Origin of the sequence: Nocardia spumae, from assembly GCF_020733635.1 — a bacterium.
Classification (GTDB): domain Bacteria; phylum Actinomycetota; class Actinomycetes; order Mycobacteriales; family Mycobacteriaceae; genus Nocardia; species Nocardia spumae.
On sequence record NZ_JAJFZL010000001.1, the window covers coordinates 2,718,620 to 2,735,011 of the forward strand.

The following is a 16,392-nucleotide window of genomic DNA, read 5'->3' on the forward strand; positions in this document are numbered from 1 at the left end:
AGCTCGGGGTTCGTCGCTCTGCGATTCAGGGCCCGCTGTGGCTGGCCCATGCCGCGATCTGGGCGCGGGAGGTGAAGCCGAGTTTGGTCAGGATGTGTTCGACGTGTCCTTCGGCGGTGCGTTGTGAGATCACAAGGCGGGCGGCGATGGCCTTGTTGGTCAGACCTTCGGCGACGAGGTCGGCGACCTGGCGTTCACGCCTGGTCAATGTCGCCGATGGCGTTGCCGATGCTGCGGCCGACGAGTTCTCGTCCACGGCGAAGGCCACCGCGGTGTGGAGGCTCATCGCGGTGCCTTCCTGGCGGGCGGCCTCGAATGCTCTGGCGCCCAGCGCTGTTCGGGCGGCTCGCTCGGCCTGTTCGTGATAGATCTGCAAGTCCGAGAGTATGAAGGCGGAGATTCCGGCGGCGTGCCCCAGCGTGTCGGCGGCGCCCATCAGAACCGTCGCGCGGCGGTGATGGTGCTGCTGTGCCGCTGTCCAGGCCAGTGTCTCCGAGCACGCCGCCGCGACGAGGGGGTCGTTCACCTGGCGCGCGGCCTGGATTCCCGTTCGGAGCATGTGCGTGGCAGCGTCGAGATCGCCTTGTCGCCACCGGGCGAAACCCGCAGCCCACAATGCCCACGATCGGAGCATCACTTCGCCGGTCGATTCGGTGACAGCCAGTGCCTCCTCGAGGGGCGGAAGAGCTCGATCGCTGTCGCCCCGAAGGGCGTAACACCATCCGAGCGAGATCTCGGCATCGAGCCGCAAGCCGAGTTCACCGCGCGTGGTGTACCAGGAGATCGCCTCGGTCAGAAGGTCGATCGCACGCTGGAGTTCGACGTGGCCGCCGCCGAGGTAGATATTGGCTTCGGCATGGGCGAGTAGCGCCTCGGTCATCGGGTCCGCTGTGTCGTCGGCCAGGGCTGCGAGTTCTCGTAGTTTGTCGGAAGCGGTCGGCAGGTCTGCCTGTATCCCGGCCATCGAGCTGGCGGCGAAGAGCGCCTTGGCTCGGAAGGGCTGCGGGGAGCGAATCGGCTGGGCGAGGGCGCGTTCCAGCCAGCGGCGGCCTTCGCTGAGCCGGCCACCCAATGCCCAGAACAGATAGAGCGTGGTCGTGATCGGCACAGCACTCTCGTTCGGTTCGGAAAGACTGAATTCCAACGCCTTTCGCAGATTCGGAAGCTCACGTTCCAGTCGCGCTACCCACTCGAGTTGGTGCGGGCCGATCCACTCCTGCTCGGCGTGTCGGGCGATGTGCTCGCACCAATCACGGTGGCGCCGCGCGGTTTCCGGATAGGTCCCGTGCGCCTCGGCCATTTGCCGGCCGTACTGCTGGACGGTTTCGAGCTCCCGGAATCGGACACTGTCGTCGGTCTCGTCGCGGAGCAGGATCGACTTGTCCACCAGCGCGGCCACCGCATCGAGCAACTCCGCGCCGTCGAGGTCGCTGCCGCAGACATGTTCGGCGGCGTCGAGTTCGAATCCACCGGCGAAGACCGAAAGTTGCTCCCACAGTCGTTGTTCGGCCGTCGTGCATAGGTCGTAGCTCCAGGCAATGCACCATCGCAGGGTTTGCTGCCGCTTCGGTGCGCCGCGGCTGCCGCGGGTCAGCAACGCGAATCGGTCGTCGAGACGCGAGTCGATCTGTTCGAGTGACATAGTGCGCAGCCGTGCGGCGGCCAGTTCGATCGCCAACGGCAGGCCGTCGAGCCGGGCGCAGATGCGGGTGACGGTGGAGCGATTGCGTTCGGTCACCGCGAATCCCGGCACGGCCGCGGCGGCTCGTTCACCGAACAGGGTAAGCGCGTCGTCGCGAGTGGCTCGTCTTCCGGCCGGGTCGGAAATCCCCAGGGGCGCAACTGCGTACACCGATTCGGCGCCGATGCCGAGGGCCTCGCGGCTGGTGGCCATGATTCTCACGTCCGGGCAGGTTCGTAGCAGTGACTCGGTCAGTTTCGCGGCTTCGTCGACGACGTGTTCGCAGTTGTCGAGTACCAGGAGGAGGTCTTTGCTGGACAGGTACCGGATGAGGACGTCGAGTGTTCGGCCGGCACCGCGGTTCTGCAGGCCGAGGGCGGCTGCGACATTTTCCGCGACCAACGCCGGATCGTGGAGCTCGCTCAGTTCGACCAGCCACACACCGTCGGTGAAATCCGGGATCAGTTTGTGGGCGACTCGCAGGGCGAGCCGGGATTTGCCGATTCCGCCGATCCCGGTCAGGGTGACAAGACGAGAACCGGCCAGCAGATTCTTGACCTCGGCCAGTTGGATACGGCGATCGATGAAACTGGTCAGTTCGAGCGGAAGATTCCCGGCGGCGGTTTCCACGGATTCCGGTGATGGCCTGTGCTCGGTGTCCGAGGCGTCTTGCAGGGGTATCTCGTCGACGGTGAAGCCGTGCTCGTGCTCTATGCGCTGGAGTTGTTCGCCGAGCATCTCGGCGGTGGGCCGGTTGGAGGGATCGCGGGACATCGCTGCCTCGATCACCGCGCACACGTCGTCGGGGTAGCCGCGTTCGCGTAGGTCGGGGACGGGTTGTTCGGTGATGCGCAGGAACTGCGCGACGACCTGCTCGCCGCTGCGGCGTTCGAAGGCCGCGTGTCCGGTCAGCGCGGTGAACAAGGTGGCGCCCAGTCCGTAGACGTCGGAGGCTCGGCTCGCGGCGCCCGCACTGATCACCTCGGGTGCGGTGAACGCCGGAGAGCCGGTGATCGTGCCGGCCGAGGTCTCGAATCCACCGGTGATGTGGGCGATGCCGAAGTCGGTCAGCGCGGGTTCGTCGTAGTCGGTGATCAGGATGTTGCTCGGCTTGATATCGCGGTGCAGCACATCGGCGCGATGCGCGGTCGCCAGCGCACCGGCGATCTTCACCCCCAGACGCAGCACCTGCGGCAGCGGCAGCGGGCCGTCGCGACGAATGCGGGCATCGAGCGAACCACGCGCGTAGTAGGGCATCACCAGGTACGGGCGACCGGCGGAGGTTTCGCCGACTTCGAGCATCCCCGCGATATTGGGATGACCGGTCAGCCGCCCCATCGCCCGTTGCTCGCGAAGGAAGCGCTCCCGATTCTCGTCCAGTTCGGCAGTCAGTACTTTGACCGCGACGGTGCGCTCGACGGCGAGTTGAGTGCACCGATATACCTGTCCGAAACCACCCCGTCCGATCGCCTCCGCCTCCGCGAACCCCGCAGCGTCCAGCTCCGTGATGATATCGACACCGTCATCACGCTGAGTCTTGAACGGATCGCTCTCAACCATCGGCCACTCGTCGGATTGCCAGCAGGTGGATTCAGACTATCGCCGCTGGTGCCCTTCGGCGGAGACCCGTCGGGTTTCGGGCTGCTGCAGGTCCGCTCCGGTTCATTGAACAAGTGACCCCGACGAGCGCAATCATCCATATCCGTAGTCCCGACGGTCTTCAGCTGGCGTCCAGCCTCACCACGCTTGATCACCCCACGGCGTGCCGTCATCCTGGTGGTGGAGGGGTAATCCGCGATGCCGACTCCGCGCCGCAGCGTGAGCACACCGCCGGGCCCGGTGCAGGAGTGGGCGAGAAGTGCGTGGGACACAGTGTGCTTCGTCGCCAGCCGAGGAGATTCGGCGCGTCGCTTCGGAGGGTGGTACTGACGCACGTCGACCGTGTCCGCGCTCGATTACCGGACGTCGGCCGTCGGGAAAACCGACGTTCCGGTCGGCGTCGCGTGGTGAAAAGTGCACCGTCTTCGAGCCACACCCGGTGGGGGTTGCGGTAGAGCCGCAGTGACCTCGGTCACGAAGCTGAACCGCGACATGTGGTTCGGCAGAAGGAGGATTCATGGAACGCGAGAACGCTGCGGTCGACGTGATCGTAGTCGGGGCCGGCTTGTCTGGACTGGTCGCGGCACGTCGTATGGACCAGGCGGGTATCACTTCCCTGCGAGTCCTCGAGGCGCGTGACCGGGTCGGTGGGCGCACCAAGATCCATCGACTCGAAAACGGCCGGTTCGTCGAGGAGGGCGGGCAGCTGGTCGGTCCCGAGTACAAGCGGCTCATCGCACTCGGAGAAGAGCTGGGGGTGTCGACCTGGCCGCACCATGAGCACGGGAAGACGGTGTTCGAACGGCGCGGTCGCGTCATCCGGTTCGGAGGTTCGATGCCGTGGGCGGCGGACCCTATTGGCTCCGCGGACTTCGCGCAGTCCTTGCTGCGTCTGGACCGCCGGTGCAAGCGTTGTCCCGGCGACGACGAGCTGGCGACGCCGGCGGCGGCGAAGTTGGATGCCGTCACCTTCGCGTCGTGGGTGAACCGCAGCACGAAGACAGCCACGGCGCGCACGTTCTGGGCCATCATTGCTACCTTGACTCTCGGCGCGCAGCCGGGCGACCTGTCCTTGCTCTATGTTCTCCGTCATCTGCGCTCGATCGGTGGTGTGGAGACGCTGCTCGAGTCTCTTTCCGGTGGCAACGAGCGTTCGTTCACCGGGGGATCTGCCGAGCTGAGCCTGAGGATGGCTGCTGAACTCGGCGACCGTCTCATGCTCGATTCCCCGGCACTCGCGATCCGGCAGTATGCGGACCATGTCGAGGTCGACACGCCCGGGGCCACTCATCACGCCCGGCGCGTAATCATTGCGATGAGTCCTTCCGACCGGGCTGCTATTCGCGTCGATCCTCGACTATCTCTACCCCAGCGCAACCTCGGCGAGCGGATGGCGATGGCACATGCCTACAAGGTGCATGTCGTTTACCCGCAACCGTTTTGGCGTAGTCAGGGCCTCAGCGGCGCGAGCATGAGTGACACCGCGCCCTTGATGCTGACCTTCGACGACACTCCGCCGGGAGAGAGGCAGGGCGTCCTGGTCGGGTTCGCGCGAGGCGATGGCGGGATCAGCGCCGATCTTCCCGACCCGTTGCCGGTCGATGCGGCCCAGCGTCGCGGGGCCGTTCTCGCGGGCTTGGCTCGCGCGTTCGGTGAGGAGGCACTGTACCCGGACGAGTACCACGAGATGAACTGGACCGAGGAGCGCTGGTCGTCGGGGTGTGTGCCGGTCTGGTCGCCGGGAATCCTCACCACCTGCGGGCCCGGGTATGCGGCTCCGGTCGGCCGCGTGCATTTCGCCGGCTCGGAGGTCTCGCCGTCGTGGCCGGGTTCGATGGAGGGGGCGGTCGTCGCCGGGGAACGGGCGGCTGCCGAGATCGTTGCCTCGACCGATGTGGGCGAACTCGACGGGGCCGGTCGGCACCGTGAGGGCGCATCCCGCAACGGGCAGGCGTTGGGTACAGCCCGTTCCGAAAAATAAGATCTGCCAACGCCTTTCGGTGAAACCGCGTTGGGGTGGCACCGGACGGTGTCACCCCAACGCTTTCAACAGACAGCGGTGTGTTCATCGTCGAGTTGAGCGGGCGGAACCTACCGCCCGCTCAACATGGCGATCAAGCGGTGATTTCTTCGATGACGACCTCGACGGGATCGCTCGGCCGCGGACCGGCGGCCTGCCGGTCCGCGTGCTGGGCCAGGTGGTCGAAAAACGTTGCAGCGTCGAGGATTTCGGGACCGTGAACGCCCGGTCGGTCGACTTGTCCGCGCGCCGCCATCAGCGTCGCGACTGCCAGCGGGATACCGGTCATCGTGCCCATGCTGTCGTCGGGCACGACGAGGGGGCGGGCGCCGACGCGGACGTGCTTGCCGTTCTTGGTTCCTTCCGCGATGGCGAACAGCACCGGGAGCGACGGTGCGGGGCCTGCTGCGGATCCCATCGTGTTCGGTTCGAGAACGAGAGCCCGGCTCGCCGCGGCCACATCGAGTTCCCCGGAGCGGACACGGTTGGCCGTACGGATCACGGCCTCCATCAGCCGCGGGCGAGATGTCATGAGGTTGAGGGACTCTCGTACACCGCTGCGACTGCGGGGGAGCGTGAGTGGCTCGGGATGACCGCACACCCACACCGTCGCCTCACTCAACCCCGGGTAGCTGATCGTGCGCTCCTCGAGCGGTCGACCGTCGGTCAGGCCGCCGTCCTGCCAGATCTTGATGGTCGCAGTGCAGTTGTGGATCCAATGTTCGATCGCGGCGGAGGACTGGACGCTGGGGTCGACCTCGGCGCGCTGGAAGCCGGATGCTCGCCACGAGGTGTGGATGGTTTCCACCGTGTCGCACTCGTTCATCGCGAGAACACCGAGCAGGTTGCTGATCCCAGGGCTTGCCCCGACTCCGATCACCGCGGTGATACCGGCGGTGCGTGCCTCGGCGTCGAGATCGAGCATCTCGAGCGTCGGTTCGAAGTCGTCACAGATGTCGAGGTAATGCGTTCGCGTCGCGATCGCGGCCCGCAGAACCAGGGGACCGAACCGGTAGAACGGGCCCGCCGTGTTCAGCACGATGTCGACGTCGGCGAGCGCCTCGGTAAGGGCGTCTGCGTCGGCGATGTCGAGGGCGAGCGGTTTCGCGCGCGATCCGAGTTCCTCGGCCAGGGATGTGGCGGCCCGCTCGTTCCGGTCGGCGATGAGGACCTCGGCGATGTCGCCGGCTGCGGCCAGCACTCGACATGCGTGGGCGCCCATCTCGCCTGCGCCGCCCGTGACGAGCACGCGTTTTCCGTTCGGATTGTCATGAGTCATGGTGGTTTTCGACCTCCTGTTTGTCGGCGGGGAGCGGCCCCGGCGGGTGGTTGCGGGGCGTCTGATCGATGTCATCGAGGAGCGCGCGACGTTCTGCCGGAGCAAGCGGCCGTGCGCGACGAGCCTCGACGTCCCAGGCCACGAGCGTTGCCTCGGAGCGGTTGCACACCGTGCCGTCGGCGTCGAGGAGCAACTCGGCGAGATCGATGCTCGATCTCCCGACGCGCACCGGCCGGATCACGACCTGGACCGGGGCCTGTTCTTCGAGGATCTCGCGCAGGTACTGCATTCGGTGTGCGGCGACGACGTAGGCGGGACTGCGGGTCTGCCAGCGATCGCGCAGGTACTGCACCCGCGCCTGTTCGAACGCCTTGGGATAGACGGCTGCGGTCAGGTGGCCGAGGTAGTCGAAGTCGAACGCCCACGGATGCACCGTCGTCGTCCACGTCATGGCGATCTCCAACTGGGCTCTTGACATCGGATGGACATGTAACGTTCTATATCAAACGTCTCAAATAAGAAACCCCATTCGAGGAAAGGATTGCTCCGTGAACGACGTCGGCAGGCATCGATCACTCGCGGCCGATCGCGTCAGCCCGGTCGACGACCTGCTGCGGGCGATTGCCATCGATCCCGCGCGCCCGTTGCTGCGATCGCACCGCGAGGTCCTCACCGTGGGTGAGCTGGCTGACCGGGCCCGCGCGGTGGCGGCCGCGCTGAGCTGCCGCGGCGTCTCGGCGGGGGACCGTGTGGCGCTGGTGAGTGGCAACTCGATCGACCGGGTGGTCTGGATGTTCGGCATCTGGTGGCTCGGTGCGGTCGAGGTGTCGGTCAACGTCGAACTCCGCGGCCCCATGCTGTGTCATGTCCTGACCGACGCCGATCCCAGGCTGATCGTCTGTCAGGACGACCTGCTGGAGCATGTGCGTTGTACAGCGGAGGGGGGAGTCCTGCCGATGGGCCGACTGGCGGTGGAGCCGGTCGACCAGCCGCTGCGGGAGGAGTTGGACACTGCGCAGCGCGACTTCGGCCCCGGCGAACTCGCGACGATCCTCTACACGTCGGGTACGACGGGGCCGGCCAAGGGGGTGATGCTCCCGCGTGCCTACTTCTGTGAGCTCGCCGAGGTGTGGATCGACCGGTTGGGCCTCGGCCCGGACGACATCGGTTACTTCCCGCTCCCGTTCTTCCACGTGGATGGGCATGTCCAGCTCACTGCATGCCTGCAATCAGGCGGATCGATGGCGTTCCGTGATCGGTTCTCCGTCTCGGAGTACTTCGCCGACGTCCGTCGGTTCGAGGCGACGTGGGCGTCGGGTGTGGGCGCGATGTTCTCGATGCTGGCCCAGGCGGAGTTGCCCGAACCGGGTTCGCATCGGCTGACCCGTCTGGTCGGGGCGCCGATCCCGGCGATCGCCTACGAGATTTTCGAGGACCGGCTCGGTATCCCCGTTCTCACGCTCTTCGGTCAGACCGAGTGCGACGGCATCGCGATGGACAACATGCAGCAGCGCCGCCGTGGGGCGGCGGGGCGAATCCACGATGGGATCGACGTTCAGGTGGTCGACCATGACGATCGGCCGCTTCCCGTGGGGGAGACCGGCGAGATCGTCTATCGCCCCCGTCGGCCGCACAGCGCGGCACTGGGGTACTGGTGTCGGCCCGACGCAACGCTCGAGGCGTGGCGCAACCTGTGGTTCCACACCGGCGACTCCGGTCATCTCGATGCCGAGGGCTACCTCTACTTCGACGGGCGCCGCACCGACAGCTTTCGCCGGCGCGGCGAGAACATCTCTGTCTGGGAGTTGGAGCACAGCTTGAACACTGCGGCAGGCGTTCGGGAGTGCGTGGCGATCGCTGTTCCTGACGAGCACGGCGGCGAGGACGAGATCAAGGTTTTCGTTGTCCCGGACGGTGAGTCCCTGGTAATCGAGGAGTTCATCGAGCACTGCCGCGCCGTGCTTCCCCGGTTCGCGATGCCGAGATACATCACGGTCACCGACGGCTCCGAATTCGTCCGCAGCGCAGGCACCGGTGTGGTCCAGAAACACCTACTCTCCCGCGACATCACGTCGCCCGACGTCATGGAAGTGCACCGATGAACGCAGCTGGTGGATTCAACTGGCCCGACGCACTCGCCGAGTTCGACGGCCGTCGCGCCCGAGCCCGCAGGCTCGGCGGCGAGCGGCGGGTAGCTCGCCAGAAAGAACAGGGCCGGTACACGATTCGTGAGCGGATCGCCGCCATTGCCGAAACCTTCAGCGAGATAGGCGAATTCGCTGTCTTCGAGGAGCGTGACGCGCTCGGCAACCCGCTGGGAACTCTGTCCTCGAGCTACGTCTGCGGCCTGGCGAGGGTGGACGGCAGGCCGGTGGCGCTGGGCGGGGAGGACTTCACTGTGCGAGCCGGCGCTCCGCAGAGCTATCTCGATCGCATGAAGGGTGGAATGGGCGGGTTCGTCGAGGACCTCGCTCACGAATACAAGATCCCGCTGCTGATGTTCGTGGAAGGCATCGGCGGAGATGTCGCGGCGCAGGAGGACAAAGGGCACGCCTATCTCACCAGTTCCCTGAGCTGGACTCGGTCGTTCGAGCTGCTCGACGAGGTGCCGGTCCTGACCATGGTGAGCGGCGCCGCGGTCGGTGGCAGTGCGGCGCGCGCGGTGGCCAGCCACTTTTCGGTCATGACCGAGGACTCGGTGATCTTCGCCGGCGGACCTCCGTTGGTGCGCCGCGCGCTGGGCGTCGACATCGACAAGCACGAATTGGGCGGTGGGCTTGTCGCTACCGGCACGGGCACCGTCGACAACTTGGCGAAGGACGAGGACGACGCGATCGCGCAGATGCGCGCGGTGCTGAGCTATCTGCCCCAGAACGTCTGGCAGCTCCCGGAACGCACGCCATGCGACGACCCCGTCGATCGGCGGGCCCCGGAACTTCTCGAGATCATCCCGGAGAACCGGCGTCAGGCCTACCGGGCGGCCAGAGTGATCAAGGCGGTGGTCGATGAGAAGTCGTTCTTCGAGATCGGCTCCCGGTGGGGCAAGAGCCTGGTCACAGGTCTGGCCCGGATCGACGGAATGCCGATCGGTGTCCTCGCGAGCAATCCGCAGCACCTCGGTGGTGCGATGGATTCCGCCGCGGCCGAGAAGCAGGTCCGGCTGATCAACCTCTGCAATACCTTTCACCTCCCGGTCCTGTACTTCGTCGACGTGCCCGGATTCATGGTCGGTCCGCAGGCAGAGCGGGCGAACGTCATGCGCTGGGGGGTGCGCGCGATCCAGTCCGTGGTCGAGGCGACGGTCCCCATCATCACGGTCCAGGTGCGCAAGGCCTATGGCCTGGCCGTATCCGCGACGGCGAACCCCGACCGACTGGGCCTGCGCCTGGCGTGGCCGAGCGGCGAGTGGGGCGACCTCCCGGTCGAGGGCGGCGTCGAGGCGGCGTACCGGCGCGAAATCGAAGCCGCCGAGGACCCCGTGCGGATGCGCGCGGAGATCGAGGCGCGGATGGGCGGCCTCATCGATCCGTGGCGGACCGTCGAGGCATTCGGCGTGGAACACATGATCGACCCACGCGAGACCCGCGAAGTCGTGGCCTCGTTTCTCGATGCCGGCCGGGGAGCACTCGCCGCGGCCGTGAGCCCGATCTCGCGAGACCGGCGCTATCGCCGATGACCACCGGGTGCGGTATGTGCACTGTCGAAGAGGAGAAGACAACCATGAACCAGATCGCAGCCGACTGTGCGGCAACGGTATGGAAGGTCGTCGCGCGGCCCGGCGACCGGGTCAGTGAAGGCGACGTCCTGCTCGTTCTCGAGTCGATGAAGATGGAGATCCCGATCGAGGCCGAGAACGACGGGGTGGTGGCGCAGGTCCACGTCGGCGTCGGAGCCGTCGTCTCCGACGGCGACCCTCTCGTCACCCTGGAGGACTGATCGCGATGTTCGACAAGGTACTCGTCGCGAACCGGGGCGAGATCGCCGTGCGTGTCATCACCACACTGCGACGGCTCGGTATCGCGAGCGTCGCTGTTCACTCCGATGCCGATGTGAACAGCCTGCCTGTCCGGATGGCGGATGAGAGTGTGCCGATCGGTGCGGCGCCGGTGGCCGAGAGCTATCTACGCATCGATCGCATCATCGAGGCAGCTCTCGCGACGGGCGCCCAGGCCGTCCATCCCGGCTACGGCCTGCTGTCGGAGAACCCCGAGTTCGCGCGCGCCTGCGCCGCGGCGGGACTGGTGTTCATCGGCCCGAGCCCCGAGTCCATGGAGATGATGTCGTCGAAGATTCGGGCACGCGAGACCGTGACGGCTGCCGGCGTGCCCGTCGTCCCGGGGTGTTCCGAGCCGATTCACCCCGGCCCCAAGGCTTTCGCTACGGCGGAGGCGATCGGCTATCCCGTTGCCGCCAAGGCGGCGAGCGGCGGTGGTGGCAAAGGGTTCCGAGTGGCTCACAGCCCGGACGAGCTTGCCGCGGCAGTGGAAGGTGCGTCTGCCGAGGGCGCGCGCTTCTTCGGGGACTCCACTGTCTACCTGGAGCGATACCTCGAAGATCCGCGTCACGTCGAGGTGCAGATAATCGCCGACACACACGGCAACATGGTGCACTTGTTCGAGCGGGACTGTTCGGTGCAGCGTCGCCACCAGAAGCTGGTGGAAGAAGCGCCGTGTCCGCTGTTGACCGATGACCAGCGTGCGCGGCTCGGTGAGATCGCGGTGCGAGCAGCGCGCGCGGCGGGCTATTACTCCCTCGGCACCGTCGAGGGACTGCTGGTGGGCGAGAACTTCTACTTTCTCGAGATGAACACCCGTATCCAGGTCGAGCATCCGGTGACCGAGCTCGTCACGGGGCTGGATCTGGTGGCCGAGCAGATCCGCATTGCCGCGGGTGAGGCGCTGAGCTTCGGCCAATCCGATGTGCGGATCCGCGGCCATGCGATCGAATGCCGGATCAACGCCGAATCGGCCGCCAAAGGCTTTCGGCCGGGTCCGGGCCGGATCGATCGATTCGTCACACCGGCCGGGGAGGGAGTGCGGCTCGACACCGGGGTGGCCGACGGAGACAGCGTGCATCCGTACTACGACCCGATGATCGCGAAGCTGATCACCTGGGGCGAAAACCGCCGTGCTGCCACCGATGCCATGCGTAAGGCTCTCGACGAGACCGTGGTCGAGGGGATACCGACGCTGCTTCCGTTCCACCGGGCGTTGCTGGCGAGTGCCGAGTGGGAACGCGCGAGCACGTGCCGTGAGCTGGTGGAGGACCGGTCCTGGCTGAAGTCCACCGATGCGTGGGCCAGCGGGCTCGGGTGACGAGTGCATTGTGCACCGTGCGGTGCCCGTGATCGCCGCATATCGCTGTGGTGCGGGCGTCGGCCGACGACGAAACATGGCTCTCGGGTCGGGATCGGCCCAGCGGATCGAGTTCAGGAGCGCACCCATGCCTCGCACCGGCGCCCGTAGTGCCACCGGCCCGCGCTGGTCGGGTGTGTGGCGGTCACTGCTGCGCGCTGTCGAATGTGCTCATCGCGAGCGCAGATTCGACCCACGTCGCGACCGGAGGCGGGGCGGTGGGATCGCCGCCGCTCCACAGGTTGGAGCCGAGAATCGCATAGCTGGCATAGCCGTCAGTGAGCGCGACGAGGTAGTCGCCGATCTCTCGTGCTCGCGAGGTCGGCAGGTCGCGGAACACCAGCGCGGCGTGCACGTGCGCATGGACGGTCGAGCGCCAGGAGGAGAGGTAGTTGATCATCTCCTGACCCAACTTGTCCGGGGAACTCGCCGCCTCGGCGTAGAAGAACAACGTGATCCGGCTGAAGGCGACCGACGGCTTGTCGAGCGGCAATTGTGCCGTGAGTATCCGAGTCAGCCGCTCGATCGGGTCCAGTGCGGTCTCCTCGGCGATTTCGGCCAGGCGGCGGCCCGAGAGCCAGAAGGCGTGCCGGAAGGCCAACTGCAACAAGTCGTCTCGACCGCCGACGTAGTGGTTCAACACGCCGGTGGACCAGCCACTGCGATCCGCGACGTCTCGCAGGGTGACGCCGGAGAGGCCCTCCTCCGCGACGATCGCGAGGACGGCGTCAGCGATCTCGGCGCGCCGCTGGCGGTGGTCGACGATCTTCGGCATGTCCGTATTTAAACACAAGCGTCCGACTTAATTCACCGAGCCTACGAGGAGTGCGTGCATGAGTAGAACCGGCGCAGCCGCCTGCAGCGACGATGTCGATGCGCTGATCATCGGCGCCGGTCCGTCCGGAGTCACCGCGGCCCGGCTACTGGCCGAGAGCGGTTATCGAGTTACCGTGCTGGAACAGGGCGACTGGCCCGATGTCGCCGACTATCCCAGCGAAAAACTCGAGCGGGAAATTCTGGTCGCCGGCCGCTGGAATCCGAACCCTAACCACCGTCGGTGGCCGAGCGACTATCCCGTCAACGACTCGGCCTCCGATGTGCATCCGTTCATGTTCAACGGAGTCGGCGGAAGCAGCGTCCTGTTCTGGGCCGAATGGCCCCGAATGATCCCGTCCGACTTCCGGGTACGCACTCTGGACGGAATTGCCGAGGACTGGCCACTCACCTACGAAGAGTTGCAGCCCTACTACGACGCTGTCGACGAGATGATCGGTGTCTCGGGGCTCGGCGGCAATATCGCCTATCCGCCGGGTTATGTGCCCACCCAACCGCCGCTTCCGATCGGACGCATCGGCCGAATCGCCGCCCAGGGCATGAACAAGTTGGGCATTGGATGGTGGCCCGGTACCTCCGCGATCCTGTCGCAGGGCGTCGGTTCACGGGGAGCGTGCGCACGCTGGGGGACGTGTGGGAGCGGTTGCCCGGAAGGGGCGAAGGCCTCCTTCGACGTAGCCATGTGGCCGGGTGCCTTGGCTGCCGGTGTCAACCTGGTGGTGGGTGCCCGGGTTCGGGAGATCACGGTCTCCGCGCAGGGGCTGGCGACCGGCGCCATCTGGATCGACCGTGCCGGCGTGGAGCAGCACACCCGCGCGCCGGTTGTGATCGTGTGCGCCAACGGAATCGGCACACCTCGTCTGTTGCAACTGTCCACGTCTGCGCTGTTCCCGGACGGGCTCGCGAATTCCTCCGGCTACGTCGGACGCAATCTGATGATGCACCCGGTGGCGACTGTTCTCGGTGAGTACGAGCAGGATGTCGAGCCCTGGCTAGGACCGGAAAGTCATCCGATCTGGTCGATGCATTTCGCGGAGACCGACATCGGCCGCGGCTTCCACCGCGGCGCCAAGTGGACGGCGGTCGTCCTTCAGGGGCCGGTGAGCCTGCTCCAGCGGTTCGCCGAGTTGCCGCTCGCCGAGCGCAGTGGCCGAGCCGGGCACGAACTGGTCGAGCGCCTCTATGGCCGGTCTTTCGAGATCTCGGCATCGATCGAGGACCTGCCCGACTTCGACAACCGGGTGACGTTGGATCCCGATCTCGTCGACAGCGACGGAATCCCGGCGCCGAAGATCCGGTACACGATGTCGGAGGAGAGCAAGCGTGCTCTGGACTGGCACCTCAGCCGGATCGAGGAGGTCCACCGGGCCGCGGGCGCCATCTCCACCAAGCGGGTGGATTTCATGGGCGAGACCGGTTGGCATCTGCTCGGCACCGCCCGTTGCGGCAACGACCCGGCGGCGTCGGTAGTCGACGGCTACGGGCGGTCCCACGATGTTCCGAACCTCTACATATTCGACGGCAGCGTCTTCGTCACGTCCTCCTCGGTGAATCCCACTCCGACCATCACCGCCTTCGCGCTGCGAGCCGCCGAGCACTTGATCGAGACCGCTGCCGACCAAAGGACTCCACTGTGATCGATTTTCCCGACGACGAGACCCGTATCGGTGCGGCGCGCATCGCGGATCTGTGGTTTCCGGGGACCGCACGGTCACCGCGGCTGACAGCACTGCCCGGCTATGACGCACTCGTGAGCCGCGCACTGCAAGTCGACCCGGAATTTTCCGGCGCCTTCATTCGGGTCGCCGAACTGGCCGCCGAGGTCGAGGAGCTTTCACCGGAGGTCGTCGCCGAGTGGCCCGCGGACCTGTGCGAGGCCGCCTTCTACTTCCTCAGCTGCACGTACTACATGGCCCCCGAGGCGCGGCGGGCGGTCGGCTATCCGGGCCAGGTCAGGACACCCTCGGCGCAGGCCACACCGGACCAGCTGCTCGACGACGAACTGCTCGCACCGGTGCTCGCCTTGGGCCCGACCTACATCCCGACCCCCACCTCCGACTGAAGGACACACGACATGAGCCCCGAAGAGATACTGGCGCATGCGCAGCGCCGCATCGATGACCTCGCCCCGGCCCACTACATCGGCGGCCGCTTCGTTCCGAGTACGGGAAGCGCGACGATCGAAGTGATCAACCCCGGCAACGAAAAGCGACTGGGGGTCGCGTCGAACGGTACCGCAGCCGATGTCGATGCCGCGGTTGCGGCGGCGCGCGCGGCCTTGCCGGGTTGGGCGCGGCTGACACCCGCCGGTCGCGCCGAGTTGTTATTCCGGTTCGCGGACGCGATCGACGACAGTGCCGACTTGGCGGCCCTCGAGGCGCTCAACGTCGGCAAGTCGTATGCCTACGCGGCCTACGAGATTCCCTTCATCTCCGATTGTTTCCGCTTCATGGCCGGCGCGGCGCGAACAGCTCAGACGCCGGCGCCCGGCCAGTATGCCGAGGGACGGCTCTCCTATATTCGGCGTGAACCCGTCGGCGTCGTCGGTGCCATCACGCCGTGGAACTTTCCGCTTCTGATGGCGGCCTGGAAAATAGCGCCGGCGCTGGCGGCGGGAAACACCGTGGTGCTCAAGCCGTCCGAGTTGACGCCACTGAGCACGTTGATCCTCGCCGACCTTTCGCGGGGCATCCTGCCCGATGGGGTTCTCAATGTCGTTGTGGGCGAAGGCGCAACGGTGGGTGAGGCGATGAGCCGCCACGAAGGCATCGACATGATGGCGTTGACCGGCAGCGTGGCCTCGGGGCGGCTGGTCGCGGAAGGCGCGGCGACGACGATCAAACGGGTCCACCTCGAGCTCGGCGGTAAGGCACCGGTCGTGGTATTTCCCGATGCCGACTTCGACGAACTCGTGCAGACCCTGGTGACCGTGGGATATGGCAACGCCGGGCAGGACTGTGGCGCGGCGACGCGGGTGATCTGCCACGAAGATGTACGGGACCGGCTTCTGGAGGCGCTCGTCACCGCTGCGGGGCAGCTTCGTAGCGGCGATGCCGCCTCGGGCGAGGAATTCGAGCTGGGCCCGTTGATCAGCGCAGCCCAGCGCGACCGCGTCGCGGGCATGGTCGACCGGGCCCGAAAAGACGGCGCCCGAGTCGTTCTCGGCGGTGAGATTCCAGACGGGCCCGGGTTCTTCTACCCGGCGACGATCCTCGCCGACGTCGTCTCCGGTTCGGAGATGGCGCGCGAGGAAGTGTTCGGTCCGGTGATCTCAGTGGAAACCTTCACCACCGACGCGGAGGCACTGGCCAAAGCCAACGATGTCGAATACGGGCTCGCGGCATCGGTGTGGACCAGGGACCAGGCCCGGGCACTGCGTTTCACCGAGGACCTGAACTTCGGTTCGGTGTGGGTCGGTACGCACCTGAACTTCGTCAGCGAGATGCCGTGGGCGGGTTTCGGGAAGTCGGGCTACGGCCGCGACAACTCCACGTATGCCCTCGACGACTACAGCCGCACCAAACACGTGATGCTTCCGCTCGGGGCGCCCCTCGACGCCTGAGTACGAAGCGGGCAGACGGTGCACTTTGCACCGGATCCGGTGGCAGGACACGACGGATCTGTG

The 16,392-nt window shown here is 66.4% G+C and carries 12 protein-coding genes; 8 read left to right on the forward strand and 4 right to left on the reverse strand.

Going from position 1 to position 16,392, the window contains the following annotated elements; translation table 11 throughout:
• Positions 1-25: 25 nt before the first annotated feature.
• Positions 26-3,241 carry a protein kinase domain-containing protein gene (locus LKD76_RS11905; RefSeq protein ID WP_227981080.1) on the reverse strand — a complete coding sequence of 1,072 codons (3,216 nt, stop codon included), beginning with the start codon at positions 3,239-3,241 and terminating at the stop codon, positions 26-28.
• 556 nt (positions 3,242-3,797) lie between these two features.
• Here LKD76_RS11905 and LKD76_RS11910 point away from each other — a divergent pair.
• A complete protein-coding gene (locus LKD76_RS11910; protein ID WP_227981081.1) occupies positions 3,798-5,261 on the forward strand; it encodes a flavin monoamine oxidase family protein in 1,464 nt (487 codons plus the stop codon).
• A 133-nt stretch (positions 5,262-5,394) separates the two neighbouring features.
• Here the strand turns inward: LKD76_RS11910 and LKD76_RS11915 are convergent, their stop codons facing one another.
• The gene (locus LKD76_RS11915; RefSeq protein WP_227981082.1) at positions 5,395-6,579 is read right to left on the reverse strand and encodes a saccharopine dehydrogenase family protein; all 1,185 of its coding nucleotides are present in this window, start codon (positions 6,577-6,579) and stop codon (positions 5,395-5,397) included.
• Positions 6,569-7,030: an acyl-CoA thioesterase gene (locus tag LKD76_RS11920; protein ID WP_227981083.1), complete on the reverse strand. Its 462-nt coding sequence runs from the start codon at positions 7,028-7,030 to the stop codon at positions 6,569-6,571. The genes LKD76_RS11915 and LKD76_RS11920 overlap by 11 nt, the downstream gene beginning before the upstream one ends.
• Between LKD76_RS11920 and LKD76_RS11925 the strand changes: the two genes are divergently transcribed.
• Genes LKD76_RS11925 through LKD76_RS11940 form a run of 4 tightly spaced genes read left to right on the forward strand, consistent with a single transcriptional unit; the run spans position 7,029 to position 11,894 of the window.
• Entirely contained in the window at positions 7,029-8,681 is a 1,653-nt protein-coding gene (locus LKD76_RS11925) for an AMP-binding protein (protein WP_227981088.1), read from the forward strand. The genes LKD76_RS11920 and LKD76_RS11925 overlap by 2 nt on opposite strands.
• Complete coding sequence (locus tag LKD76_RS11930; RefSeq protein WP_227981090.1) at positions 8,678-10,255, forward strand: acyl-CoA carboxylase subunit beta; 1,578 nt, start codon at positions 8,678-8,680, stop codon at positions 10,253-10,255. Before LKD76_RS11925 ends, LKD76_RS11930 begins: the two co-directional genes overlap by 4 nt.
• 44 nt (positions 10,256-10,299) lie before the next feature.
• Positions 10,300-10,515, forward strand: coding sequence for a biotin/lipoyl-binding carrier protein (locus LKD76_RS11935; protein WP_227981092.1), 216 nt, complete (start codon positions 10,300-10,302; stop codon positions 10,513-10,515).
• Positions 10,516-10,520: 5 nt separating this feature from the next.
• Entirely contained in the window at positions 10,521-11,894 is a 1,374-nt protein-coding gene (locus LKD76_RS11940) for an acetyl-CoA carboxylase biotin carboxylase subunit (RefSeq protein WP_227981094.1), read from the forward strand.
• Positions 11,895-12,078: 184 nt separating this feature from the next.
• On the opposite strand, the gene LKD76_RS11945 is transcribed toward LKD76_RS11940, so the two are convergent.
• A complete protein-coding gene (locus LKD76_RS11945; RefSeq protein WP_227981096.1) occupies positions 12,079-12,708 on the reverse strand; it encodes a TetR/AcrR family transcriptional regulator in 630 nt (209 codons plus the stop codon).
• Positions 12,709-12,766: 58 nt separating this feature from the next.
• Here LKD76_RS11945 and LKD76_RS11950 point away from each other — a divergent pair, with 58 nt between their 5' ends.
• The 3 genes from LKD76_RS11950 to LKD76_RS11960 are packed head-to-tail and all read left to right on the forward strand — an operon-like array spanning position 12,767 to position 16,329.
• A complete protein-coding gene (locus LKD76_RS11950; protein ID WP_227981098.1) occupies positions 12,767-14,404 on the forward strand; it encodes a GMC family oxidoreductase in 1,638 nt (545 codons plus the stop codon).
• The gene (locus LKD76_RS11955) at positions 14,401-14,829 is read left to right on the forward strand and encodes a hypothetical protein (protein ID WP_227981100.1); all 429 of its coding nucleotides are present in this window, start codon (positions 14,401-14,403) and stop codon (positions 14,827-14,829) included. The genes LKD76_RS11950 and LKD76_RS11955 overlap by 4 nt, the downstream gene beginning before the upstream one ends.
• Positions 14,830-14,841: 12 nt before the next feature.
• On the forward strand, positions 14,842-16,329 hold the full coding sequence (locus LKD76_RS11960; RefSeq protein ID WP_227981101.1) for an aminobutyraldehyde dehydrogenase: 1,488 nt from the start codon (positions 14,842-14,844) through the stop codon (positions 16,327-16,329).
• Positions 16,330-16,392 lie beyond the last annotated feature (63 nt).